Origin of the sequence: Microtetraspora malaysiensis (assembly GCF_050947145.1) — a bacterium.
Taxonomy (GTDB): Bacteria; Actinomycetota; Actinomycetes; order Streptosporangiales; family Streptosporangiaceae; genus Microtetraspora_A; species Microtetraspora_A malaysiensis.
On the sequence record NZ_CP191998.1, the window covers coordinates 8,820,164 to 8,844,490 of the forward strand.

Below are 24,327 nucleotides of genomic sequence, written 5' to 3' on the forward strand. Positions count from 1 at the left end.
AAGCAGGGATCAGGGCATGACAACCGTCGCGGCAGCCAGGCTCACCAGGGATCGGCCCACCTGGCTGATCTACCTCCAGCTCGCCACCTTCGCCACGTACCTCTACGGGCTCGCGGCCGCGCTTCCCCTGATCAGGGCAGAACTCGGCGTCTCCCAGGCCGCCGCCGGGCTGCACGGCACCACCATGGCCGTCGGCGGGATCGCCGCCGGGCTGGCCCTGCCCGCGCTGACGTCGCGGTTCGGACGGCGGGCCGCCACATGGGCGGGTCTCGCGGGCATGAACATCGGCGTGGTCACCGTGGCGCTCGGCCACGCGCTGCCCGTGACGCTGCTGGGCTACCTGCTGGCCGGCGCATCGGCCTCGGTGTCCCTGTACGCCGCGATGGCGGTCCTCAGCGACCACCACGGCGCCGCCGGGCCCGCCGCGATCAGCGAGGCCAACGCCGTCGGGGTCACCTCCGGCATCGCCGTCTCGTACGTGTTCAGCCTGGCGGCCGACTCCGCGCTGGGGTGGCGCGCGGCCCTCTACATCCCGGTCGTCGCGACCACGGTCCTCGCGCTGGCCATGGGCCGGGTCTGGGTGCCCGCCCCCGCCCCCGCCCCCGCCCCCGCGCCGGGGCCGGGGCCGGCGCCGGCCCCGTCCGCCGGGGCGCCGCGCCGACCGTACGGCCGGCGCTTCCACGTGGCCGGCGCGGTCCTGCTGTGCTGTGTGGCCCTGGAGTTCACGTTCAACCTGTGGGCCGCCGAGCTCCTCGCCCAGCGGACCGGTCTCACGGCGGCCCAGGCGACCACGGGGCTGACCGCGATGCTCGCCGGGGTCGCCGCCGGGCGGTTCGGCGGCGCCCGGCTCGCGCTGCGCCACCCGGCTTCGGCGGTACTGCTCGGCGCGCTCGCGGTGACCCTGGCCGGGTGGACGATCTTCTGGACGGCCACGGCGGTCCCGGTGGCCTACGCCGGGCTGGCGCTCAGCGGTCTCGGCATCTCGGTCCACTTCCCGCTGGCGCTGTCGCGGGTCATCGCCGCGTCGGGGGGCCGCCCCGACGCGGCGTCCGGGGCCGCGTCGATCTGGGGCAGCCTGGGCTCCGGAGGCGGGCCGTTCGTCCTCGGCGCCCTGGGCGACGGGTTCGGCACGCACACGGCGTTCCTGCTCGTCCCCGCGCTGATCCTGCTGGCCTGCGGCGGGATCCTCAGCTCCAGGTCGCCTGCTTGAGGATCGCGGACAGGCCCGGCGTGTTCCACTGGTCGACGAAAAGGATCTTCGACGTGGGCAGGTACCACTCGCGCTGGGTGAAACCCCCCTTGACCTTGGATGTGTTCGGCGTGACGCACGTGGCGGACCAGGCGCGGTAGTACGCCTGGTGGCCGCGGCCGATCGGGGCCAGTCCCTTGCCCGCGGGCCTCATCCGGCCGAGCCACAGCTTCTTGTCGTACACGCAGGGCCCCACGTCGCTGCCTGGATAGAACGGGCTCTCCGGCGTGTACGCGTCGAAGTACTCGCGACCGATCTCGATCGCCTTCGGTCCCAGCACCCAGAAGCTGTGGCATTCCGAGTCGCGGAAGCCGAACCTGTTCGTGCCCGCCGTCGGGCACGAGCCGGTCACCACGCGGGTCCAGTCCTTGTCGACCGTGTACACCTTCCACGAACTCGGGATCCGTAGTGTCAGCCCGTTGCGCAGGTGCAGGCTCTGGGTGGCAGAGGCCGTCGCCGACGCCGCCGAAGGAGCGGCCAGTACGGCGGCGCCGGCGAGGCCGGCCAGGACCATTGAAAGTGCTTTTCTCCCCATGGGGGAAAAGCGTAGAGACCGACGTTTGCAGTTTGATTTCAGCCGGTTTCGCGAGTGGGCCGCCCCGATCCGGAGGTCAGCCGACGCTGGACGCGAGCGCGCCGAGGAACCGTACGACGCCCTCGGGGCCGTCCACGACGGCGTCGGCGTGCTCAACCAGCCGGGTGACCTCGGCCGAGCCGCTGCATACCCGCACCCCCGGCAGGCCGCAGGTCGCCACCGCGTCGAACGCCGCGATGTCGCCGAGGTCGTCCCCGAAGAACATGACGGAGCGCGCCGCACGCTCGGCGAGGAACTTGCGCAGGGCCCGCCCCTTGTCCATGCCGGGCGGCCGCAGCTCCAGGACCAGCCGCCCCGGCTCGACGATCAGCCCGGAGGCCGCGGCCAGCTTCGCCACCGGCTCATTGAGCGCGAGCAGCGCTCCCTCGGGGTCGGCCGCCGTCCGGGTGTGCACGGCCACCGCCCGGCCCTTGTCCTCGATCAGGACGCCGTCAAAGCCTCGTGTGACGGCGGGCAGCTCGGCCCGTACGCGGTCGAGGCCGGGCGGCGGGGGCGGCGCGGTGACCTCGCCGCGCTCCCATCGCTCCATGCCGTAGTGGCCGAGGACGACCAGCCCCGGCACGTCGGCGAGGGACGGGCCGTCGGACGCCTCACCGAGGGCGAGCGCCTGGAGGGCCGGGCGGCCGGTCACGATGACGACCGAGCGCACCAGCTCGCCGAGCCGAACGAGCACGGCGGGGGCGTCGGGGTGGATCCGGGCGGACGCGGGGTCGGACACGATGGGCGACAGCGTGCCGTCGAAGTCGAGGCCGATCACCGCGCCGGAGGGGTCCTCCAGCACGGCGGCCAGCCCGGCGCGCCCGGTCTCGGTCCTGATCAGCGCCTCGACGGGCGTCGTCTCATCTGACATGACGGGCTACATACCCCCAAAACGCTCAAGGGCCCAGGCGACGGGCGGCGCGATCGCGCCGACGCGCGGCCCGCATCCGACGCAGGCGCTTGACCAGCATCGGGTCGTGCTCCATCGCCTCGACCCGGTCGATCAGTTCGCCCAGGATCTGGTAGTAACGGGTCGCGGAGATGTCGAAGGTCTCCCGGATGGCCTGTTCCTTGGCTCCCGCGTAGCGCCACCACTGGCGCTCGAACGCGAGCACCTGACGATCGCGATCCGAGAGTGCCTGAGGTCGGGGGGCGTTCTCGGGAGCGGGACCTTCGCCGCCTACCGGCGCAGTATCCATGCTCTCCTCCTCAGCGGGCTTGTGGCCCGCCCTCATGGTAGTCGCGGTATGGCGGGGTGTTCAGAGCCGAGAGCCGGACGTAATGTCACCTGGTGTGACCTCAGTTATCACGCTCCTCACCGACTACGGGCTGGAAGACGGTTTCGTCGCCGCGTGCCACGGAGTGATCATCGGTATAGCCCCGCAGGCTCGGATCATCGACGTCGCGCATCTCGTGCACGAGGGCGACGTGCGGCGCGGAGCGGCGATCCTGGCGCAGACCCTGCCCTATCTGCCCGCGGGCGTCCACGTCGCGGCCGTCGATCCGGCCATGGGCGGCAACCGCCGGCTCATCGCGATCGAGGCGGGCGGGCGGGTGTTCCTCGGCCCCGACAACGGCGTGCTGTCCTGGGCGGTCCACGCGGCGGGCGGCGCGGAGGCGGCCTACGAACTCGCCAACGAGGAGCTGTTCCTCACGCCGGTCTCGCCGACCTTCCCGGGGAGGGACATCTTCGCGCCCGTGGCGGCGCATCTGTGCGCCGGGCGCCGGCCGTCCGACGTCGGCCCGCGGATCGACGTCCTCGGGCTGGTCTCGCTGCCCGCGCCCACCTCCCGCATGCGGGACGGCGTGGTCGAGGGCGAGGTGCTGTCGGTGGACCGCCACGGCAACGTGCAGCTCTCCATCACCGGGGCGGACCTCGCCGCCCTGAACGTGCGTCCGGGTGACACGCTCGGCGTCTGGCTGGGCAGGCGCCAGCTCGTCGTGCCGTACCGCGAGACGTTCGCGACGGTCCCGCCGGGCGACCTGGTCGCGTTCACCGACTCGGCGGGGCTCGTCGCGCTCGCCGTCAACTCCGGGGACGCCTCCGAGCGGCTCGGACTGCCCCCGGGCGCGCACGTACGGCTGTCGCCGCAGCCGCATAAGGCGCCATCCTGACATAACCGAAAGCGACCGTTCGTTCACGGAAGTCACGGCCCCGGCGGGCGGATCGTGCGAGAATCGGCCTCCTTGATCCACCGTCCCGGGGAGGAGGACCGACACGGCCATGAGGTCGGCGCTGCTCCTCTGCGTCGTGCCGATCCTGCTGGCCGCCTTCCTGCTCACCGGCGCGGCCGGCCCCTCGGAGAACCTCGGCACGACGATCCGGTCCCGCCAGTGGCCGCTCCAGGCGATGGAGGTCCGTACGGCGTGGCAGACCACGCGCGGCGCCGGAGTCACGATCGCCGTACTGGACACCGGCGTCGACGACCGGCACCCCGACCTCTCCGGAGCGGTCGTTCAGGGCCCCGACTTCACCGGCACGGCGTCCGCGCCCGGGGCCGGGCCGTCCTGCGACGCGGGAACCGGCGCCGGGCCGAGCGCCAGTACGGGCGGCAAGGCGGACGGCAGCGCGCCGCGGGACGCGTCCGGCAAGCACGGCACCGCGATGGCCGCCCTGATCGCCGGGCGCGGGCACGGCCCGAGCCGCTCCTACGGCGTGCTCGGCGTCGCCCCCGAGGCGCGCATCCTCTCGATCAAGGTCACCCTGGACGACGACGACCCGCGGTGGACCGACGCGGCGCGCACGACCTGCCGCGACGCCGTCGCCCGGGGCATCCGATACGCCGTGGACCACGGCGCGCAGGTGATCAGCATGTCGCTCGGCGGCGGCAGCGGCGCCTATCGGGGCTCGCCGGCCGAGGAGCGTGCCGTGCGGTACGCGCTGTCCCGCCAGGTCGTGCTGATCGCGTCCTCCGGCAACGACGGCGCGGGGGCCAACCGCAGGAACTTCCCCGCCGCCTATCCCGGCGTCATCGCGGTCGGCGCGGTGGACCAGGCGCTGCGCCCCGCGCCCTTCTCCAACCGGCAGCGCTACCTCTCCCTGGTGGCGCCGGGCACGGAGATCGTCAGCGCCCGTGGCGACCACTCCTACGTGACGGCGGACGGGACCAGCGCCGCCGCGGCCCTCGTCGCCGGCGTCTCCGCGCTGATCCGCTCCCGCTACCCCGACCTGCCCGCCCGGGACGTGCGCCGGGCGCTCCAGCAGGGTGCCTCCCTCCGGCCGCCCGGCGGCCGCGACGACGCGTACGGGACGGGAATGGCAAACGCCCGGCGCGCCATCGAGGCGGCCGGGCGTCTGTGACCCGTGGAGCGGCGGCGTCAGCTCACGTGGACGACGTCCGACGCCTCGGCGAAGTGGCAGGCAGTCGGGTGGTCGCCCGACTGCGCGCGGATCTCCAGCAGCGGCTCCTGCTCGGCGCAGATGTCCTGCGCCTTCCAGCAGCGCGTACGGAACCGGCAGCCCGACGGCGGGTTGGCCGGCGAGGGCGGGTCACCCTGCAGGATGATCCGCTCCCGCTGCTCGCGCCCCTCCGGGTCGGGCACGGGCACGGCCGACAGCAGCGCCTGCGTGTACGGGTGGCTCGGCCGGTCGTAAATCTGGTTGTCCGTGCCGACCTCGACCATCTTGCCCAGGTACATCACCGCGACGCGGTCGGAGATGTGGCGCACCACCGACAGGTCGTGGGCGATGAAGATGTACGCGAGGTTGAACTCCTTCTGGAGCCCGTCCAGCAGGTTCATCACCTGGGCCTGGATCGACACGTCGAGCGCGGAGACCGGCTCGTCACAGATGATGATCTCCGGCTGGAGGGCGAGCCCCCGGGCGATGCCGATGCGCTGGCGCTGGCCGCCGGAGAACTGGTGCGGGTAGCGGTTGATGTGGTCGGGGTTGAGACCCACGACCTCCAGCAGCTCCTGCACCCGCTTGCGCCGGTCACCCTTCGGCACGACCTCCGAGTGGATCTCGAACGGCTCGCCGATGATGTCGCCGACCGTCATCCTCGGGTTCAGCGAGGTGTACGGGTCCTGCATCACCATCTGGATGTTGCGCCGCATGTGCTTGAGCTCGGCGCCCTTGGCCGTGGTGATGTCCTTGCCGTTCACCAGGACCTTGCCCGATGTGGGGCGTTCGAGCGCCATCAGGAGCTTGGCCAGGGTGGACTTGCCGCACCCCGACTCGCCCACGACGCCGAGCGTCTCGCCGCGGCGCAGCTCGAAGGAGACGCCGTCGACCGCCTTGATCGCGCCGACCTGCCGCTTGTAGAGGATGCCCTGGGTCAGCGGGAAATGCTTGACCAGGTCACGGACTTCGAGCACGACCTCACTGGGCGTCGCCATCGAGGACCTCCCTCCAGAAGTGGCAGGCGCTGCTGCGCGTGCCGCTGATCGTGTGCAGCGGGGGAACGTCGGTCACGCACTTCTCCTGCCGGTACGGGCAGCGGGGGTGGAACGCGCAGCCCGTGGGCATGTCGAGCAGGTTGGGCGGCATCCCCTTGATCGCGTACAGCTCCTGGCCCTTGAGGTCGACCCGGGGGATCGACTCCAGCAGGCCCTTCGCGTACGGGTGTGCCGGGTTGCGGTACAGATCGTGGACCTCGGCGTTCTCCACGATCCGCCCGCCGTACATGACGGCGATCTTGTCCGCGACGTCGGCGACGACGCCGAGGTCGTGGGTGATCAGGATCAGCCCCATGTTGCTCTCGCGCTGGAGCTCGGCGAGCAGCTCCATGATCTGCGCCTGCACCGTCACGTCCAGGGCGGTGGTCGGCTCGTCCGCGATCAGCACCTCGGGGTCGAGCGCGATCGACATCGCGATCATGATGCGCTGGCGCATGCCGCCGGAGAACTGGTGCGGATAGTCGCTCACCCGCTCCTTGGCGGCCGGGATGCGGACCCGGTCCATGAGCTCGATCGCCTTCTTCTTGGCGTCGGCCCGGGACATGCCACGGTGGATGCGGAACATCTCGGCGATCTGCCAGCCGACCGGGAAAACCGGGTTGAGCGCAGACAGGGCGTCCTGGAAGATCATGGCGATGCCCTCGCCCCTGACCTTCCGCCGCTCCTCCTCGGGGAGCTTCAGCAGGTCCGTCCCGCGGAAGCGGATCTCCCCACTGGCGATCTTGCCGGGCGGCATGTCCAGAATGCCCATGATGGTCTGGGCGGTGACGCTCTTGCCGGAGCCGGACTCGCCCAGCACGGCCAGCGTCTCCCCCGCGTTCACGCTGTAGGTGACACCGTTCACCGCCTTGGCGACACCGGCCCGGGTGTGGAACTCGACGTGGAGGTTGTCCACCTCGAGCAGCGCCCCGCCGTAAGTGCCTTTGCTGCTCTTGCTCTCGGGAAGCACTTCGGTCACGGTACGTGCCTCCTAGCGAAGCTTGGGGTCGAGTGCGTCGCGCACGGCTTCGCCCAGCATGACGAACGTGAGCACACAGAGGGACAGGAACGCGGCCGGGAAGAGCATCGCGTGCGCGCCGGTCCGGATGTACCGGGTGTGGTCGGCGATCGCGATGCCCCAGGAGATGACCGGCGTGCGCAGACCGATGCCCAGCAGCGACAGCGTCGCCTCGGCACCGATGTAGCTGCCGACCGTGATCGTGGCGTACACCAGGATCGGGGCCAGCGAGTTGGGCAGCAGGTGCTTGAAGACGATCCGGAACGGCCCGGCGCCCAGGGCCCGCGCCGCCTGCACGTAGTCCTGGTGTTTCGCCTGGATGACCGCGGATCGCGCGATGCGGGCCAGCACCGGCCAGCCGAGCACCGCCAGCACGACGATCACAACCGTCATGATCATGGTCTTGCCCGGGTTGGACTGCACCGGCGCGACCGAGCCGAGGATGATGATCGCCCCCAGCACGTACGGCACGCCGAGGAAGATCTCACCGATGCGGGACAGCAGCGAGTCGAGCCACCGGCCCCGGTACGCCGCGATCACGCCGACCACGCCGCCGAGGAGGACGGTGCCCACAGTGGCGAGCACGCCCACGATGATCGACGTGCGGGCGCCGTAGATGGTGCGCGCGAACACGTCCCGGCCCTGGAGGTCGTATCCGAACCAGGCGTCGGAGCTCGGCGGCTCCATGCTCTTGGCCAGCGTGGCGTACTCGGGGCTCTTGCTGGTGAACAGCGACGGGAAGGCGGCCATCACCAGGAACATGAGGAGCAGCACGAAGGAGATCCAGAAGATCTTCCGGTGCTTCAGGATGTCCCAGGTGTCCTGCCAGAGGCTGCGAGGCTTTCCGGCCGAGGCGGGCGCGGCGGTCGGTTCACTCATAACGGATCCTCGGGTCGAGCACGCCGTAGAGGAGGTCGACGAGCAGGTTGGCGAGCAGGTAGACCAGCACCAGCAGGGACGCGATCGGCACCACGATGGTGAAGTCGTGGTCGTTGACCGCGCGCCACAGCAGGCCGCCGATGCCGTTGATGTTGTAGATGCCCTCGGTGATGATCGCTCCGGACATCAGGGAGCCGACCTCGGTTCCGATGAAGGTCAGCGCCGGGATCAACGAGTTGCGCAGGAGGTGCACTCCCACGACCCGGCGGTTGGACAGGCCCTTGGCGATCGCGGTCCGCACGTAGTCGGACCTGCGGTTCTCGATGATGCTCGTTCTGGTCAATCGGGCGGTGAAGGCCAGGTTGAGGCTGGCCAGCACGAACGCCGGCACGATCAGCTCGACGAACGGCGCACCGTCGCTGACCGTCGGCTTGATCAGGTCGAGCTGCACACCGAGCAGCCACTGCAGGAGGAAGCCGGTGACGAAGACCGGCAGCGACAGCAGGATCAGCGTCGAGATCGTAATCACGTTGTCGAGGAAGCCGCCGCGCTTGAGGCCGGAGAGCACACCGGCCACGATGCCGATGACGGCCTCGATCGCGACCGCCATCAGGCCAAGGCGGACCGTGATCGGCCACGACTCGGCGAGCTGCGACGCGACGGAGACGTTGTTGAAGTTGACGCCCAGGTCGCCGGTCAGCAGGTTCTTCAGGAAGTGCCAGTACTGCACGATGATCGGCTGGTCGAGGCCGAACTCCGCACGCATGGCGTTGATGTAGGCGTCCGGGCAGGGACGCTGGCCGCAGCGCGCGGCGAACGGGTCGCCGGGAAGCTGCCAAACCATGTAATTGATGAGAAAGGTCGTGCCAAGGAGCACGGGTATGAGTTGCAGCAGGCGCCGGATCGCATATCGGCCCATGCGCACCTCCACTCTGACGCTAAAGGTCGTGCACGCAATCCCCTACCGGTCCACAATGCCGCAGGTAGATGAGTGCGGGTGACCGAAGGAAGGCTGGACGGTGATGATCACGTGACGTTGCGTGATCATTACAAACAGCCAGCGAGGCCGGCCCCGGTCAGGAACCGGCCTCGTGGCGCATGCGAGGCGAGCCTACGCTTCCTTGATCGCGATGGAGAGGGGGTCGAGAACGCCGAACGGCGTGACCTTAACCCCGGTCACCCACTTGGAGGTGCCAGCCTGCAGACCGAAGGACCACAGCGGGATGGCGTTCATCTCCTTGGTCAGCATGGCCTCGGCCTCCTGGTACTTGGCGATGGAGTCGGCCGGGTCGGTCGCGGTGTCGGCCTCACGCAGCTTGGCGTCGAGCTCCTTGTCGCTGAACAGCCCGTCGTTCGAGCCCGCACCCGTCTTGAACAGCGGGTTCAGGAAGTTCTCGATGTGCGGGTAGTCCATCTGCCAGCCGGTGCGGAACAGACCCTTCATCTTGTGCGACGTGATGATGTCACGGAACTCGGCGAAGGTCGGGACCGCCTTGCCGACGAAGGTCACGCCGGCGTCCGGGCCGAAGGCCTGGTTGATGCTGTTGGCCGTGGCGTCCACCCACTCCTTGTGCGCGGAGTCGCCGTTGTACCAGATCGGGTACTCCTTGGGCGGGGTGTAGCCCGCGGCCTTGGCCTTGCCGAGGTACTCCTTGGCCTTGGCCGGGTCGTAGGCGCAGAACTCGCCGCAGGCGCCCGGCGTCTTGTAGCCGTCGACCAGCGGGGAGATCCAGCCGTCCAGCGGGACGCGGCCCTTGTTGAAGATCTTCTCGGTGATCGTCTTCCGGTCGATCGCCATGGAGACGGCCTTGCGGAAGTCCGCGTTGCCGCCGAACTCCTTGTCGTACAGCGGGAAGGTGACCGTCTGGATGACGCCCTGCTGGCCCTCGATGGCGCGGTCGCCGAGGTCGCTCTTCCACTTGTCGCCGGCGAGGGCGGACGGCGGGATGAGCTCGGTGAAGTCGAGGTTGTTGGAGACGAGGTCCGCGTAGGCCGCGTCGTCGTCCTTGTACATCTTGTAGATGATCTTCTTGACCTTGGGCTTCTCAGTGCCCGCGTAGTCCGGGTTGGCGTCAACCACGATCTGCGAGTTGTGGTCCCACTTCACGAACTTGAAGGCGCCGTTCGTGACCGGGTTGCTGACGAACGCCTTCGGGTCCTTGAAGAACGCATCGGGGAGCGCGGAGAAGGTGGTGTAGCCCAGCTTAGTGCGGAACACCGACTCGGGAGCGGTCAGCGTCACCTTGAAGGTCAGGTCGTCGATGACCTCAAGGCCGGACATCTTGTCGGTCTTGGGCTTCGGGGCCTCCTTGGGCCCGTCCGGGCCGTCCGGGTCCTCGGTCGCCACGTCCGAGTAGCCCTCGACGCCACCGAACCACCAGCCGCCGTTCTGCGCGTTCGGGCTGTACGCCGTGTAGTTCCACGCGTCCACGTAGTTCTTGGCGGTGACCGGCGAGCCGTCACTCCACTTCAGGCCCGGCTTGAGCTTGATCGTCCAGACCTTGTTGTCCGGGCTCTCGATCGACTCGGCCTGGCTCAGCTCAGGGGCGGCGGTGTCGCTGTTGTACTTGATCAACTGGTCGAAGACGAACTGGTTGATCGTACCGCCGCACACCTCGTTGATGTTGCCCGGGACGAAGCCGGTCTGGGGCTCACACCCGCGGATGAAGACGGTGCCGTCGGCCGCGCGCGGGTTGCTTCCGCCACCGCTGCCGCCAGTGCTGCTGCCGCCACCGCCGCACGCGGCGACACCCAGCGCAAGCAGCGCAGTGCCGGCGACGATCTGTGCGCCCTTAGCTACGCGCATAGTGGATTGATCCTCCCTCTAAGGATGGGCGTTGGCGGGCCTGCCCCGTCACCCGCGGGGTCCCTCTGATGGTGGTGAGGTTCCCTCGATTGCACACATGGCCAAACCTGCTGACACCCTGCCAGTCGTTCGCGAGCATCCCTCACTCCGCGCACCAGAGGAGTCTCTGGCGCATTGCAGTTCGGTCACACGTGCGTCGGCGGGGCGTCATACGCATACCAACAAGGCCTGGCCAAATGCCGTTATGAAGCCTAAATCACCCTATAAGGTACACATAGGACGCGATTGGTGGGGCATCGGACGCCTCATGGCACCGGACGTCGTGCCGTTGTCCCCATACCATGACTCGCTGGGCTACCTTTGACCAAGCCGCGGCCCCGCACCCCGCGACGGTCGTGGCCGACATCCATGAGAGACCAACGGATGACCATCACCGGTCTCTTACTCATCACCATCCAATAGAGTCCATCCCATGAGCCAGCCGGATTCCGCGGTCGCGGACGCCCAGGCGGGCGGCGGGGCGCCGGAGTCGCTGGCCGCGCTCGCCAAGCGCCACGGGTTGCGACGCGCCATCGCGCGCCCCACCCTGCCCGCGTACCTGCGCCAATTGTGGACGCGAAGGCACTTCATCCTGACGTATGCCACGTCCAGGAACGTGTCGAAGTACTCCGAGTCGGCGCTCGGCCAGCTCTGGCAGGTGCTCACCCCGCTGCTCAACGCCGCCGTCTACTGGCTGATGTTCGGCGTCATCCTCGGGCAGAGCAAGCACATCGACAACTACCCCGCGTTCCTCATCACCGGGGTCATGGTCTTCACCTTCACCCAGCGGACGGTGAGCGGCGGCGCGAAGTCCATCTCGTCGAACCTGTCGCTGATCAGGGCGCTGCACTTCCCCCGCGCCTCTCTTCCCCTGGCCTATGCGGTGCAGGAGCTGCAACAGCTCGCCTGGTCGATGGGCGTGCTCTTCCTGCTCATCCTCCTCATGGGGATGCCGATCACCTGGCTCTGGCTGCTGATCCCGGTCACGCTGGCCCTGCAACTGGTCTTCAACATGGGCGTGAGCCTGCTCATGGCCCGCGTCGGCGCGTTCGTCCGCGACATGAATCAGCTCCTCCCGTTCATCACCCGCACCTGGCTGTACGCCTCCGGCGTCTTCTACAGCATCACGGAGCGCACCGCGAACCTGCCGCAGGTGCTCCGCTGGGCCCTGGAGTTCAACCCGGCCGCGGGCTACATCGAGTTCATGCGCGATCTGCTGATCTACCAGAGGTTCCCTGAGCGCTGGGCCTGGATAACGTGCGTATTCTGGGCGGTGTTCGCACTGATCGTCGGCTTCTGGTACTTCTGGCGGGCCGAGGAGAGGTACGGACGTGGCTGAGCTGACCAAGGAGTCGTCCCACGTGGCCCAGGAAGAATCCCCGGCGCCCAAGCCCTCGAAGAAACCCGCGCCCAAGCCCTCGGAGTCACCGGCGCCCAAGCCCGCCCAGGAGCTCGGGACCCCCACGGTGATCGTGGACAACCTCCACATCGTCTACAAGGTCTACGGCGCCGCCAGCGACTCACAGAAGGGCAACGCCGCCAACGCGCTCATGCGCATCGTCCGGCGCCAGGGCCGTCCCCAGATGAAGGAGGTCCACGCCGTCAAGGGCGTCTCCTTCGTGGCCCGGCACGGCGAGGCGATCGGCATCGTCGGCCGCAACGGCTCCGGCAAGTCGACCCTGCTGCGGGCGATCGCCGGCCTCCTCCCGCCGCACAAGGGCGCGGTCTACACCGACGGCCAGCCGTCCCTGCTGGGCGTCAACGCGGCCCTGATGAAGGAGCTCACCGGCGAGCGCAACATCGTCCTCGGCTGCTACGCCATGGGCATGTCCCCGAACGAGCTGCGTGAGAAGTACGACGAGATCGTCGACTTCTCCGGCATCGGCGAGTTCGTGCAGTTCCCGATGTCCACCTACTCCTCGGGCATGGGGGCGCGGCTCCGCTTCGCCATCTCCTCGGCCAAGACCCACGACGTCCTCCTCATCGACGAGGCCCTGGCCACCGGCGACCGCGAGTTCAAGAAGCGCAGCCAGAAGCGCATCAAGCAGATGCGCGAGTCCGCCGGCACGGTCTTCCTCGTGGCCCACAACCTCGACGTCATCGAGGACACCTGCAGCCGCGTGATCTGGCTGCACAAGGGCAAGATCAAGATGGATGGCGACCCAACCGAGGTCCTCGCCGCGTACAACAAGGCCTGATCGGCCGCTGAGCGCGGTCAGTGGCGGCCGGGGCGGCGGCCGTACCAGGATGGGAGGCAACCATGATGTCTCACCATCGGAGGACGGATCGTGCCGACGCAGCCGCCGATTCCCTATGATCACCTGCCGCAGGTGCCCAGCCTGACCGTCGAGAGCGACGACGTGCGGGACGGCGCGCGCCTGTCCGACGCCCACGTGTTCAACGACTGGGGCATGGGCGGGCAGAACCTCTCGCCGCACCTGCGCTGGTCGGGGGCGCCCGAGGGCACGAAGAGCTACGCGGTGACCTGCTTCGACCCGGACGCGCCCACCGGCAGCGGGTTCTGGCACTGGCTGGTCTACGACATCCCGGCGGACGTCACCGAGTTGCCGACCGGCGCGGGGACGGCCCCCGCCTTCGCGGGCCTCCCCGAGGGTGCCGCGCAGGGGCGCAACGACTACAGCCAGCGGACCTACGGCGGCGCCGCCCCACCGCCCGGATGGCCGCACCGCTACCTCTTCGCCGTACACGCGCTGAAGGTCGAGAAGCTCGGGGTGGACGAGGACACGCCGCCCGCGGTGGTGGGCTTCAACATCACGGCGAACACGCTCGCCCGCGGCTATATCGCGCCGACGTACGAAACCTGATGCGGTCGGCCCGGCGTTCCACTATGATTCGAACGTAGATTCGACCAGGACATCGGAGGGCGGGATGGGTGACCTCGCGACGGCGATCGACCACTTGGCCGACGAAGACCCCTCGGAGCTTCCGTTCAATCTGATCGCCGAGCAGCTCATCGACCTGCATTGGCAGATGGCCCGGCTGCAGGCGGAGATAGGGCGGCGCACCTGCCTACGTGGCTCGTACAACTGATCTGATCCCGCGCCCGTCGTCGCGGTAGCCGTCCCCGCTCTTCCATCACGGCCGGGGACGGCGCCGCCGAGGCGGGCGACAAAGAGAGCCGGTCGGCGCCTGGATGGCGCCGACCGGCTCTCTCGTGCTCTCAGTGCCTTGTCAGCACTCCCTCATCGCTCAGCTGCCGGACCGGATGTAGGTCGGCGTGCGGGAGGTGCGGGTGGTGGTCTCGGTGTTCTTGACCACGGTCACCGCGTTCCACGGCACGACGGTCGTGGTCACCGTCCTGGTCCAGCCGTTGGCGCGGGTGATGGCGGTCGACGAGGTCGACCTCACCGTGTTGAGGGTGGTGGCCGTGCCGGGGACCAGCACCCTGACCCCGGCGAGGGCGTTGACGGAGACGTTCACGTTGAGGAGGGCGCTGAGGTTCGCCACGAGGCCGACGTTGATGGCCGCGTTCACGTTGGCGGCGAGCGCGGCGCGGGCGGCGACGAAGGCCCGGACGTCGCCCACGAGGACGACGACGGGGATCCTGACGCCCGCGACGACGGCCACACCGGCGGAGAGGGGCACGGTGGCGGCGGTGGAGAGGGTGGCGGCCACGTTGGCGGCGGCGCTGGCGGCGACGGCGAGCTGGGCCGCGACGAATGCGTGCGCGTTCACCCCGACATGGGCGGCGGCGTTGACGTTCGCGGTGAGGGTGGCGGCGACGCCGGCCGAGATGTTCGCGGCGGCGGTGAGCTGGGCCTGCACGTTCGCGTTCACGTTGGCGGCGAGCGCGGCGGAGACGCCTGCCGTCAGGTCGGCGGCGGCGGTGAGCTGGGCCTGCACGTTCGCGTTCACGTTGGCGACCGCGCCGAGCGCCACGTTGGCCGTCGCGGCGAGTTGGGCCGCCACCGTCGCGTTGACGGTCGCGTCCGCGTGGGCCGCGATGTTCGCCACGGCGGCGAGCTGGCCCTGGAGGGAGCCGGTCGCGCCGGCGACCACGTCGGCGCGGACGTCGGCGAGCACCCTCGTGACGGCCGCGAGCTGTGCGTCGCCGGTGTCAGCGGCCGAGGCCTGGGCCGGCAGGGCGGACATGCCCGCGATGCCGGCGGTGATGAGGACCGCGGCAGCCTTAATGATTCGATTCATAATTCCCCCGGTTCATAGCCCATTTCACGAGAGCGGGAATTTATCCCTCGTGTGCCGGCGTACGTCGCCGGTCAGGACTCAGCTACGGACGGAATTTCTATCACCCTTCTCGGCGATCGGTCCGTCAGGCAGGTCCAGGGCTCTACCAGGGCAAAGGACCGGAATTTCCGGAAATCAGAGGACTAGAGATCACCTTCCAGTCATCACCAGGAATCCCGTTTAATCGGGATATCAAAGGAAGCGATCCCCGGCCTGGGAGAAAGGCACGGTAAACGCGTCTCCCAGGCCGGGCGAACAGATTTTCCTCGCGCTTGATGATTCAGGCCGTTACGAGGGCCCGCGACGGAGCACCCTCGATGCCGAATCCGGACGGAATCAGGTGCTGAGCGGGCCGGGGGCGCCGGCGGTCTCGAAGGGGAAACGGTCCGCGAAGGCCGGTCTCAGGTCGCCGAGCCAGACCGCGTCCGGGTCGTAGTGGGCGAAGAACGGACGCCCGACCAGTTCGGGATCGCGCGCCTGGATGAAATGGAGGACGAAGACGCGCTGACCGGCGACCTCGGTGACGCCGTCGACGCAGACCTTGCCGGGGGTGGCCGACATGGACGGCCCCCGGACCGTACGGCACAGCCCGGAGACCTGGGCGTACGCATCGCGGAAGACACGGTGCGCGTCGGCGAGGGGGACCGCGAAGTAGTCCTGGGGGCCGGTGTCCCGCTCGACGAACATGTAGTAGGGGATCATGCCCATGGCGGTCTGCCGCCGCCACATGTGAGCCCAGACATCGGGCCGATCGTTGATGGAGCGGATGAGGGGCGCCTGGGTGCGGATGGTCGCCCCGCTCTCCAGGATCCGCTCGACGGCCTTCTGCACGACGTCGGGTTCGAGCTCGCGGGGGTGGGAGAAGTGCGCCATGAAGGCGAGGCTCTTGCCCGAGGCGACCACCTCGGCGAAGAGCTTGAGCGTGGCGTCCGAGTCCGGGTCGCCGACGAACCGGTCCGGCCAGTACGCCAGGGACTTGGTGCCGATGCGGATGGACTCGAGCTGCTCCAGCCCGAGCAGCGGTTCGATGTACCGGCGGAGCACCGCCTCGCTCATGATCATCGGATCGCCGCCGGTGAAGAGGATGCTCGTCACCTCGGGGTGGGCCTTGACGTACTCGACGAGGTTGCCGATGTCGTCGGAGGCCATCTTGAGGTCGGGCTCACCGATGAACTGCGCCCAGCGGAAGCAATAGGTGCAGTACGCGTGGCAGGTCTGTCCCTGCTTGGGGAAGAACAGGACAGTCTCGGGGTATTTGTGCTGCAGCCCCTGGACGGACTCGCCGTCCACCCGGGGCACGTTGAGTTCGAGCTGTCCGGCAGGGTGCGGGTTGAGCCGCATCCGGACCTCGCGGGCCGCCTCCTGGACCCGCGCCGCCGGCGCGCCGTCGCGCAGCAGGGCCGCCAGCCGCGAGACGTCCGCCTCGGGCAGCATGTCCTCCTGCGGGAAGACGAGCCGGTAGATCGGGTCGTCGGGGATGGACGACCAGTCGATCAGCTCGTCGACGACATAGGCGTTCGTGCGGAACGGCAGGACCGTCGCCACGGCGCGCACCCGCAGTCGGGCCTGCTCGTCGAGGCCGCCGCGGCCGAGAAGCTCGTCGAGATGTTTGGTGGTGTAGGCCCGGAAGCCGCGTCTGCCTTCGCTAAAGATCACTCGGCCTTCCTTTCTAGGTAGGTTTTGGGAACCGTGTAAACCAACTACCCCCGTCGCGCGTCTGAGGTTCTCATATAACCCCAGGGGACCGCCTCACCGCAGGCTCCACACCCGGGAAACTTCCTTGTGAGGTTCTGCCACATCCGGCGAAATCTCGCGACATATCGCGAAAAGGGGTATCGTGCGGATGTGACTTCCTTAACCCCATATGGCGACAGAGACGCAGGTCAGCGGGCCTCGGACGCCGACCGGGACAGGGTCGCGGCCGCCCTCGGGGAGGCGCTGGCGACCGGTCGTCTCACCTCCACAGAGCACGCGGACCGGCTCGACGCGGCCTATCGCGCCGTGACGATCGGCGACCTCGTCCCTCTGACCCGCGACATCCCCGATCTCACCGAGGCCTCCCGGGCACCGACACCGGCCACCGAACACCAGGAGGTGGCCGCGGTCTTCAGCAAGGTCATCCGGGGCGGCCGCTGGGTCGCCGGGCGGCACACCCGGCTTCGCTCGACCTTCGGCGCCCTGATCGTGGACCTGCGTGACGCCGTGCTTCCCGGCCGCGAGATCACCCTCGAACTCGACTCGTTCTGCGGCAAGCTCATCGTCCGCGTCCCCGAGAACGCGCGGATCGTGGACGAGGGCAGCGCGCTGTTCTCCAAGCGCCACGTCTCGGGCGGCCACGAGGGAGACGGGCCGCTCATCCGGGTGACGGGGAAGGCCAGATTCGGAAAGATCATCCTGTCCCGGGTGGTCACCGACGTGCACTCCCCCTGGCACAGCTGACCGTCCCACCCCCACGTAAGGTCTACGCTCGCGCCAACGATCCGCGCAGGTGGCAGACTCGTGAGGTGAACCGATTGGACCGCGTTGCGCCAGACCCGGCTCCAGTCGGCAGGCTTCCGGTGGCCCTCGACGCCATGGGCGGCGACAACGCCCCCGGTGAGATCGTGGCCGGAGCCGTCCAGGCGGTCAGGGAACGCGGCGTCCCGGTGGTCCTCGTCGGCCAGCCGCGGCTGCTCTACGAGACGCTGGCCGCGCACGACGCGACCTCCGAGATCCCGATCGTGCGCGCCGAGGAGACCCTCTCCATGGACGAGGGCGCGCTCGCCAGCCTGCGCCGCCCCCGCTCCAGCATCGCGGTCGCCTGCCATCTGCTGAAACGCGGCGACGCGTCGGCCCTCGTGTCGGCCGGCTCGACCGCCGGGGTGGTCGCCACCGGCAAGCTGCGGCTGCGCGGGCAGCAGGGCGTCGGACGCCCGGCCATCGCGGTCACCCTGCCCACCCTGCCGACGCCCACCGTGCTCCTCGACGCGGGCGCCAACGCCGACGCCAAGCCGGAGATGCTGGTCCAGTTCGCGCACCTCGGCGTGGCCTTCGCACAGGTCGCCCTCGACCTCCCCCACCCCCGCGTCGGGCTGCTCACGATCGGCTCGGAGGCCGGAAAAGGCAACAAGCTCGTCAAGCGGACCCACGAACTGCTCTCCGCCACGCCCGGCATCGACTTCGTCGGAAACGTGGAGGGCCACGACCTCCTCATCGGCCGCGCCGACATCGTGGTCACCGACGGCTTCACCGGCAACGTCGCGTTGAAAACCCTCGAAGGCAGCATCAAATACGCCTTCGGCCAGCTCCGGGAGACGATCGACGAGAGCGCCGTGGCCCGGCTCGGCGGCGTGCTTCAACGTCCGCGGCTGCGCCGCCTCTACCGCCGGCTCGACCCCGAGGCCACCGGCGGTGCCGTACTGCTCGGCCTGAACGGAACCGTCGTCATCGCGCACGGCTCGTCCAGGGCCGCGGGCATCGCCGCCGCCTGCGAGCTGGCCGCCCGGCTCGCCTCCGGAGAGATCGTCACCCGTATCGGAGAGCGGATCGCCTCGATCCCGAGATCCCATCGGCTCTGGTGAACGGCCGCGCGACCTGGAAAACCGGTGGACCACCGTCGATAAACTTGGCGCATGACCGACCCGCAGCACGTACTCGCCGCGCGGGTCCAGCAGGCGCTGGGCACCGCCTTCGGCCAGGAGTACTCAGGCGAAGACCCGCTGATCAGGCCTTCCCAGTTCGCCGACTACCAGGCGAACGTCGCGCTCAGCCTGGCCAAGCGGCTGCGACGTGCGCCACGGGAGGTCGCCCAGGCCCTGGTGGACGCGCTCGACACCACCGACATCCGCGTCGATGTCAGCGGCCCCGGGTTCCTCAACCTGACCCTTGAGGACAGCTGGATCGCCGCCCAGGCCGACCGCCTCCTCGCTGACGAGCGGAGCGGCGTGCCGCAGCCCGCCCCCAAGACCGTCGTCATCGACTACTCCGCGCCCAACGCGGCCAAGGAGATGCACGTCGGGCACCTGCGCACCACGATCGTCGGCGACACGCTGGCGCGCACCCACGAGCACCTCGGCGACCGGGTCATCCGGCAGAACCACCTCGGCGACTGGGGCACGCCGTTCGGCATGCTGATCGAGCACCTGCTCGACATCGGCGAGGAGGAGTCCCTGGAGCGGCTCGCCGCCGGTGACGGCAACGCCTTCTACCAGGAGGCCCGCCGCAAGTTCGACAGCGACCCCGACTTCGAGGAGCGCGCCCGCCGCCGGGTGCCGATGCTGCAGGGCGGCGACCCCGACACCCTCCGGCTCTGGCGCGAGTTCATCGAATACACCCAGCGCTACTTCAACCGCGTCTACCGGCAGCTCGGCGTCACCCTCACCGACGACGACATCGCCGGCGAGAGCATGTACAACCCGATGCTGACCGACGCCTGCGACGAGCTGGAGCACGCGGGCGTCGCGGTCATGAGCGAGGGCGCGCTGTGTGTCTTCCCGCCCGGCTTCACCGGGCGCGACGACCAGCCGCTCCCGCTGATCATCCGCAAGAGCGACGGCGGGTACGGCTACGCCACCACCGACCTGGCCGCCATCCGGTACCGCGTACGGGACCTGAAGGCCGACCGCATCCTCTACGTCGTGGGCGCGACGCAGTCGCTGCACTTCCAGATGGTGTTCGCCTCGGCGCGCATGGCCGGCTGGCTGACCGACGACACCAGCGCCGAGCACATCCAGATCGGCAGCGTGCTGGGCAGCGACGGCAAGATGTTCAAGACCCGCAGCGGCGAGTCGGTCAAGCTGACCGAGCTGCTCGAAGAGGCCGTCGTCCGGGCCGAGGCCGTCATCGCCGACCGCGGCTACGACGCCGCCACCCGCCGCTCGATCGCGCAGCAGGTCGGCATAGGCGCGGTCAAGTACGCCGACCTGTCGGTCAGCCACGACAGCGAGTACGTCTTCGACTTCGACCGGATGCTCGCCCTGACCGGCAACACGGGGCCGTACCTGCAGTACGCCACCGCCCGGATCCGCTCGATCTTCCGCAACGGCTCGATCGACCCGGCCACGGTGAACGGGCCGATCGTCCTCGGCGAGCCCGCGGAACGCGCCCTCGCGCTGCAGCTCCTCGGCTTCGGCTCGGTCGTCGAGACCGTCGCCGAGCTGTCCGAGCCGCACCGGCTGTGCAACCACCTCTTCGACGTGGCCCAGGCGTTCACGTCGTTCTACGAGAGCTGCCCGGTGCTCAAGGCCGAGGACGAGACCGTACGGCAGTCGCGTCTGGCCCTTTCCGCCCTGACCCTGCGCGTTCTGCTCCAGGGCCTTCACCTGCTCGGCATCGAGGTCCCCGAGCGGATGTGACGCTCCTCCCCGCCCGGAGCGACCAGCCCCGGGCGGGGCGCAAGTCCGCATCGCCGTTCGGCGCGTCTCGTCCAGATATGCCGCCACGACGGTCTAGTCTTGACCCGGTCAAGGGAGTGTCCTCCGATCCCGCAACCTGTGGCCATCGCCAGGAGCGGTCGTCAGTCGGCGGCACTTCGTCACCTTCTCGGGGAGCGTTCTGCGTTGAGCATGGACCTGAGCAAGAACCCCGACGTCGCGGGTCTCGCCGACACCACCGAGCTGCATCGGTACGCTGAGGCGCTCCTGGTCCACCTCGCCGCCGACGGGAGCGCGCCCAGCCTGCCGCCCGACGTCGCCGACATGCCCGGCTACTGGCTCGCCCCCGCCGTCCAGGCCCTCATCCTCACGCTCGCCGGCGAGGACGCCATGGAGCCGCTTTCCCGCGCCGCCGGTCTCGACGAGGGACGCACCGCGCTGTTCCTCTGCCTCGCCCTCGCCGTCGCCGGTCACGGCGACCGCATCCACGCCTCCTGGCTCGGCACCGCCTTCGGCGACCTCAGCGACGACCACCCGGTGACCTCCGGCCAGCGCGCGGTGTGGCTCGCCGCGGCGCGCGGCGCGTACGGGCCGGTCGGCAAGATCTTCGTGCTCCGCAAGCTCGACGCGGTGGCCGTACCGGCCGGTGACGAGCGCTGGCTGGAGGCCCTCGTCCCCGATGAGCCGGCGCCGGTCGTGCCGCAGGCGCTCACCGGCTTTCCCCAACTGGCCGAGCTCCCCGAGATCTGCGCCCCGGTCAGGGCCGCCGGCCGGCTGAACCGGCTGCGCGAGCGCTGCGGCGAGATCACCGCCTCCCGGCAGCCCGCCACCGCCTCCAAGATCGTGTCTGGCTCCGTGTGGCCGGACGCCGAGCCGCTCGCCGTGCTCCGCGCATTGATCGGGCAGGACGGCCACGAGGGGCCACTCAGCTCGCTTCGCGGCCATCTGCTCCAGGACGTCCAGCCGGGCGCCGAGCCCCACCTGGCCGCGCTCGCCCTCCACGTCGCCGCTCCCGCGGTGAAGGAGGCGGCGGAGACGCTGCTGCGCGCCGCCCAGGAGCCGCCGCCCGACACGATGACCGTCCCCGTGCTGGGGCACCCGGTGATCCTCCGTCCCGAGGGGCCCGATCGCGACTCCATGCACGCGGCCGAGCACGGCATCGTCACCGACTCAGTGCCGGAACGGCGCGGCAACTGGCTGGGGTACGTGCTGATCGCCGTCGGTGTCGTCCTGCTCGGCGTCGGCTTCGCGATCTCGCTGGCGGCCCCGCTCGCCGGGGTCGCCGTCGCGCTGTGGGGTGGATTCCTACTGTGGCGGCGCAGGGTCCAGGAGCAGGCCGATCTCGACCACGTCCAGGCCCGGCTCGCCGAGCTTCATGAGACCGCAGAAGGCGCGGTGTGGGCACTGCACGAGCACGCGCGAGAGTCGATGAAGCGCGCCGACGCCGCCGCCGAGGATTTCACGGAACTGACCCGCCTGCTCCGCCGCGGCCCCCGGGCCGCCTGATCTCGTCGGGGTTTCGGGTCTCTGCGGGTCGTGCGTCGGCGGGCGCCTGATCTCTGGGCTTCTGGTTGCGCACCGGCTGTACGGCCGAGCCGGGACGGGCGAATGTACGGCCCGGGTTCCCGGCTCGGCGTCAGATCATGGAGACTTCGACGTTGGCGGGGGTCAACAGGAAGACCTTCTCCGCGATGCGCTCGATCCGGCCCTCACAGCCATACGCGAGGCCGGCCGCGAAATCCACCATCCGCGTCGCCTCGGCCGTCGACATACTGACCACGTCCATGACCACCGTGTGGCCCTCGCGGAAGTGCCGTCCAACCGTCAACGCGTCGTCGTACTTCTGCGGACGCACCATCACGATCCGCGCGGGCTGTTCCGCGGGCTGCCAGCGCCTGGCCGCCCGCTCCGAGGCCGGCATCCAGTCATCCTCGTATTCTTCGTCGCCATAGGGCTCGTCGTACTGCTCAACGCCACCCAGGCCAAGGTAGCTCGCCACCTTGCGCACTGCCCCCATACGTACATCCCCTCCCCGAGATCCGGCCGCACTGGGCTACCCCGATAGAAAGGACGGTAACCAACCATTTCGGCCCCAGTCGGGCGACACGCCCGACTTGCATTTCTTTTTGTCTGGCGTACGCCCCCGCGCCAGTCCGCATTCGAGGCGTCGATAGCATCGCCCGTATGCGCGTCTTCACCGTCGATTCGTTCACTGACCAACCCTTCAAGGGTAACCCGGCGGGCGTCTGTTTGCTGGAAGCCTCGGCGACCGATTCCTGGATGCAGTCCGTCGCCGCCGAAATGCGCCACTCGGAAACCGCGTTCGTGCTCGGTCCGGACGCCGACGGACGCTACTCGCTGCGCTGGTTCACGCCGACGGTGGAGGTCGCGCTCTGCGGGCACGCCACCCTCGCCGCAGCGCATGTGCTCTATTCGACCGGCCTCGCCGAAAACACGATCGAATTTACGACGCTGAGTGGAATTCTCGCCGTCAGTCAGTCGGAAGACGGCTCCATAGCGATGGATTTCCCGGCGCATTCCCCGTCGGAAATCACCCCGCCGAACGGTTTGGCCGAGGCCCTCGGAGTGCCCGTACGGTGGACCGGAATGGGCCGTACCGATCTCCTCGCCGAGGTCGAGTCGTCACAAGTGGTACGCGATCTGACCCCTGACATCGACGCGCTGTCCGCGTTCGACGTCCGAGCCGTCATCGTCACCGCTCCCGCCGGCCCCGCCGACGAGGCTGATTACGTCTCCCGATTCTTCGCCCCTCGGGTCGGCGTCCCGGAGGACCCGGTGACGGGTTCGGCCCACTGCGTCCTGGCACCCTACTGGTCGGCGAAGCTGGGACAGGAGAGCCTCCTCGCCAAGCAGCTCTCGCCGCGCACCGGCACGATGCGCACGACCGTCAAGGGGGACCGGGTCGAGCTCGTCGGCCAGGCCCTCACGATCTGGTCCGGCGAACTCCACGTCTAGGAACCGCAGGCACAGAACAGACAAGGAACCACAGGCGCAGGGCAGACGGTGGGCTCAGGCGTACCTTGCCGTACAGCTCCGGCCCAGCGAAGGGCCGCGTGAAGCGGACGGCCGTCACGTCCGGAGCCGCCATCGGCGTTGAGCCCATGGCAGGACTACGCGCTGGGACACGGACCTACCCAAGAGATTCCGTGGCAGGTGGCGGCGTCGCCGGTGACGGGACACGCGGAACGGCGGAGGCGGGATCAACGCCCGCGAAAGCCAGCCCGATGACGAAGCCCGCGACCTCCTCAAGCTGACGGACACGATCCAGCGAGCCCAAAACGGCCGGCACCCCGCCCACATCACGCACCAGCGTGCTGACCATCTGCAGCGCCGCCGGATCGTCGCCGCACATCGCCACCGTCACCGGACGCTCGTCCTTGCCGGGCGCCCTGGTCCACTGCTCGGCCGGAAACAGGTGGAAGGCTTTGACGACATGCGCTCCCGGAGCGAGTGCGGCGATTCGCTCAGCCATCGCCTCACCACGACCGGGCAGCGACACACCGACACCGTGCTCGACGGCATTCGTGGGATCGATCAACGGGGTCCCCGCCAACAAGCCCTCGGACGCGCCCGCGCTTCGCAGCATCTCATCGACGCCGTCCCATGACACCGCGAGCAGCACCGCATCCCGTCCGGTGACCACCTCACGCGGCGCGACAGCGCGTACGCCCCGGCCGAGCCGATCAGCGAACGTCCGCGCCTTGGCGTGCGACCGCCCACCGATCACCAGCTCATGTCCTGCGCGGGCCCAGCCCTCACCCAGCGCCTCCGCCAGTGTTCCGGTCCCCAAGATCCCGATTCGCATCG

24 protein-coding genes are annotated in these 24,327 nt (G+C 69.4%); 12 read left to right on the plus strand and 12 right to left on the minus strand.

Translation table 11 applies throughout. The features are described from left to right. Window positions 1-16 precede the first annotated feature (16 nt). Window positions 17-1,210 (plus strand): MFS transporter, encoded by a 1,194-nt coding sequence (locus tag ACQP1V_RS41075; RefSeq protein WP_433416846.1) that lies wholly within the window; start codon window positions 17-19, stop codon window positions 1,208-1,210. Here the strand turns inward: ACQP1V_RS41075 and ACQP1V_RS41080 are convergent. From ACQP1V_RS41080 to ACQP1V_RS41090, 3 genes are all read right to left on the minus strand, one after another. Further along, window positions 1,188-1,784 (minus strand): hypothetical protein, encoded by a 597-nt coding sequence (locus ACQP1V_RS41080; RefSeq protein ID WP_433416848.1) that lies wholly within the window; start codon window positions 1,782-1,784, stop codon window positions 1,188-1,190. The genes ACQP1V_RS41075 and ACQP1V_RS41080 overlap by 23 nt on opposite strands. A gap of 76 nt (window positions 1,785-1,860) precedes the next feature. Beyond that, complete coding sequence (gene otsB, locus ACQP1V_RS41085) at window positions 1,861-2,694, minus strand: trehalose-phosphatase (protein WP_433416851.1); 834 nt, start codon at window positions 2,692-2,694, stop codon at window positions 1,861-1,863. Between the two features lie 25 nt (window positions 2,695-2,719). Next, on the minus strand, window positions 2,720-3,022 hold the full coding sequence (locus tag ACQP1V_RS41090; RefSeq protein ID WP_066951230.1) for a DUF3263 domain-containing protein: 303 nt from the start codon (window positions 3,020-3,022) through the stop codon (window positions 2,720-2,722). A 94-nt stretch (window positions 3,023-3,116) separates the two neighbouring features. Here ACQP1V_RS41090 and ACQP1V_RS41095 point away from each other — a divergent pair, with 94 nt between their 5' ends. Together ACQP1V_RS41095 and ACQP1V_RS41100 are read left to right on the plus strand one after the other, a co-directional pair. Then, window positions 3,117-3,938, plus strand: a complete 822-nt coding sequence (locus ACQP1V_RS41095) for an SAM hydrolase/SAM-dependent halogenase family protein (protein WP_387408991.1) — start codon at window positions 3,117-3,119, stop codon at window positions 3,936-3,938. A gap of 109 nt (window positions 3,939-4,047) precedes the next feature. After that, on the plus strand, window positions 4,048-5,124 hold the full coding sequence (locus ACQP1V_RS41100) for a S8 family serine peptidase (protein WP_433416854.1): 1,077 nt from the start codon (window positions 4,048-4,050) through the stop codon (window positions 5,122-5,124). Between the two features lie 17 nt (window positions 5,125-5,141). Here ACQP1V_RS41100 and ACQP1V_RS41105 read toward each other — a convergent pair whose 3' ends face one another. The 5 genes from ACQP1V_RS41105 to ACQP1V_RS41125 all read right to left on the minus strand — a co-directional run bounded on the left by ACQP1V_RS41105 (window position 5,142) and on the right by ACQP1V_RS41125 (window position 10,903). After that, the gene (locus tag ACQP1V_RS41105; protein ID WP_067139837.1) at window positions 5,142-6,161 is read right to left on the minus strand and encodes an ABC transporter ATP-binding protein; all 1,020 of its coding nucleotides are present in this window, start codon (window positions 6,159-6,161) and stop codon (window positions 5,142-5,144) included. Further along, on the minus strand, window positions 6,145-7,179 hold the full coding sequence (locus tag ACQP1V_RS41110; protein ID WP_433416857.1) for an ABC transporter ATP-binding protein: 1,035 nt from the start codon (window positions 7,177-7,179) through the stop codon (window positions 6,145-6,147). Before ACQP1V_RS41110 ends, ACQP1V_RS41105 begins: the two co-directional genes overlap by 17 nt. Before the next feature lie 12 nt (window positions 7,180-7,191). Continuing rightward, window positions 7,192-8,097 carry an ABC transporter permease gene (locus ACQP1V_RS41115; protein WP_433416860.1) on the minus strand — a complete coding sequence of 302 codons (906 nt, stop codon included), beginning with the start codon at window positions 8,095-8,097 and terminating at the stop codon, window positions 7,192-7,194. Further along, window positions 8,090-9,016 (minus strand): ABC transporter permease, encoded by a 927-nt coding sequence (locus ACQP1V_RS41120; protein WP_067139831.1) that lies wholly within the window; start codon window positions 9,014-9,016, stop codon window positions 8,090-8,092. The genes ACQP1V_RS41115 and ACQP1V_RS41120 overlap by 8 nt, the downstream gene beginning before the upstream one ends. Before the next feature lie 192 nt (window positions 9,017-9,208). Next, complete coding sequence (locus ACQP1V_RS41125) at window positions 9,209-10,903, minus strand: peptide ABC transporter substrate-binding protein (protein WP_433416864.1); 1,695 nt, start codon at window positions 10,901-10,903, stop codon at window positions 9,209-9,211. A gap of 472 nt (window positions 10,904-11,375) precedes the next feature. On the opposite strand from ACQP1V_RS41125, the gene ACQP1V_RS41130 reads away from it, so the two are divergent. From ACQP1V_RS41130 to ACQP1V_RS41145, 4 genes are all read left to right on the plus strand, one after another. Further along, window positions 11,376-12,281, plus strand: a complete 906-nt coding sequence (locus ACQP1V_RS41130; RefSeq protein ID WP_433416867.1) for an ABC transporter permease — start codon at window positions 11,376-11,378, stop codon at window positions 12,279-12,281. A 127-nt stretch (window positions 12,282-12,408) separates the two neighbouring features. Next, window positions 12,409-13,140 (plus strand): ABC transporter ATP-binding protein, encoded by a 732-nt coding sequence (locus ACQP1V_RS41135; RefSeq protein WP_433426118.1) that lies wholly within the window; start codon window positions 12,409-12,411, stop codon window positions 13,138-13,140. A gap of 90 nt (window positions 13,141-13,230) precedes the next feature. Beyond that, entirely contained in the window at window positions 13,231-13,767 is a 537-nt protein-coding gene (locus ACQP1V_RS41140) for a YbhB/YbcL family Raf kinase inhibitor-like protein (RefSeq protein ID WP_067139821.1), read from the plus strand. A gap of 64 nt (window positions 13,768-13,831) precedes the next feature. Further along, window positions 13,832-13,993 carry a hypothetical protein gene (locus ACQP1V_RS41145; RefSeq protein ID WP_169806678.1) on the plus strand — a complete coding sequence of 54 codons (162 nt, stop codon included), beginning with the start codon at window positions 13,832-13,834 and terminating at the stop codon, window positions 13,991-13,993. 159 nt (window positions 13,994-14,152) lie between these two features. Here ACQP1V_RS41145 and ACQP1V_RS41150 read toward each other — a convergent pair whose 3' ends face one another. Both ACQP1V_RS41150 and ACQP1V_RS41155 read right to left on the minus strand, forming a co-directional pair. Next, entirely contained in the window at window positions 14,153-15,109 is a 957-nt protein-coding gene (locus ACQP1V_RS41150; protein WP_433416871.1) for a hypothetical protein, read from the minus strand. 375 nt (window positions 15,110-15,484) lie between these two features. Next, the gene (locus tag ACQP1V_RS41155) at window positions 15,485-16,804 is read right to left on the minus strand and encodes a KamA family radical SAM protein (RefSeq protein WP_433416874.1); all 1,320 of its coding nucleotides are present in this window, start codon (window positions 16,802-16,804) and stop codon (window positions 15,485-15,487) included. Between the two features lie 189 nt (window positions 16,805-16,993). Between ACQP1V_RS41155 and ACQP1V_RS41160 the strand changes: the two genes are divergently transcribed. From ACQP1V_RS41160 to ACQP1V_RS41175, 4 genes are all read left to right on the plus strand, one after another. Further along, entirely contained in the window at window positions 16,994-17,587 is a 594-nt protein-coding gene (locus ACQP1V_RS41160; protein WP_433416877.1) for a DUF1707 SHOCT-like domain-containing protein, read from the plus strand. 74 nt (window positions 17,588-17,661) lie between these two features. Then, window positions 17,662-18,708, plus strand: a complete 1,047-nt coding sequence (gene plsX, locus ACQP1V_RS41165) for a phosphate acyltransferase PlsX (RefSeq protein ID WP_387408978.1) — start codon at window positions 17,662-17,664, stop codon at window positions 18,706-18,708. A gap of 51 nt (window positions 18,709-18,759) precedes the next feature. Continuing rightward, window positions 18,760-20,481 carry an arginine--tRNA ligase gene (argS, locus tag ACQP1V_RS41170; RefSeq protein ID WP_387408977.1) on the plus strand — a complete coding sequence of 574 codons (1,722 nt, stop codon included), beginning with the start codon at window positions 18,760-18,762 and terminating at the stop codon, window positions 20,479-20,481. Window positions 20,482-20,691: 210 nt separating this feature from the next. Beyond that, a complete protein-coding gene (locus ACQP1V_RS41175; protein ID WP_433426120.1) occupies window positions 20,692-22,005 on the plus strand; it encodes a hypothetical protein in 1,314 nt (437 codons plus the stop codon). Window positions 22,006-22,135: 130 nt separating this feature from the next. Here the strand turns inward: ACQP1V_RS41175 and ACQP1V_RS41180 are convergent, their stop codons facing one another. Continuing rightward, the gene (locus ACQP1V_RS41180; RefSeq protein WP_387408976.1) at window positions 22,136-22,516 is read right to left on the minus strand and encodes a cell division protein SepF; all 381 of its coding nucleotides are present in this window, start codon (window positions 22,514-22,516) and stop codon (window positions 22,136-22,138) included. 167 nt (window positions 22,517-22,683) lie between these two features. Here ACQP1V_RS41180 and ACQP1V_RS41185 point away from each other — a divergent pair, with 167 nt between their 5' ends. Next, window positions 22,684-23,475: a PhzF family phenazine biosynthesis protein gene (locus tag ACQP1V_RS41185; RefSeq protein ID WP_433416882.1), complete on the plus strand. Its 792-nt coding sequence runs from the start codon at window positions 22,684-22,686 to the stop codon at window positions 23,473-23,475. 175 nt (window positions 23,476-23,650) lie between these two features. On the opposite strand, the gene ACQP1V_RS41190 is transcribed toward ACQP1V_RS41185, so the two are convergent. After that, window positions 23,651-24,325 (minus strand): NADPH-dependent F420 reductase, encoded by a 675-nt coding sequence (locus ACQP1V_RS41190; RefSeq protein WP_433416885.1) that lies wholly within the window; start codon window positions 24,323-24,325, stop codon window positions 23,651-23,653. Window positions 24,326-24,327 lie beyond the last annotated feature (2 nt).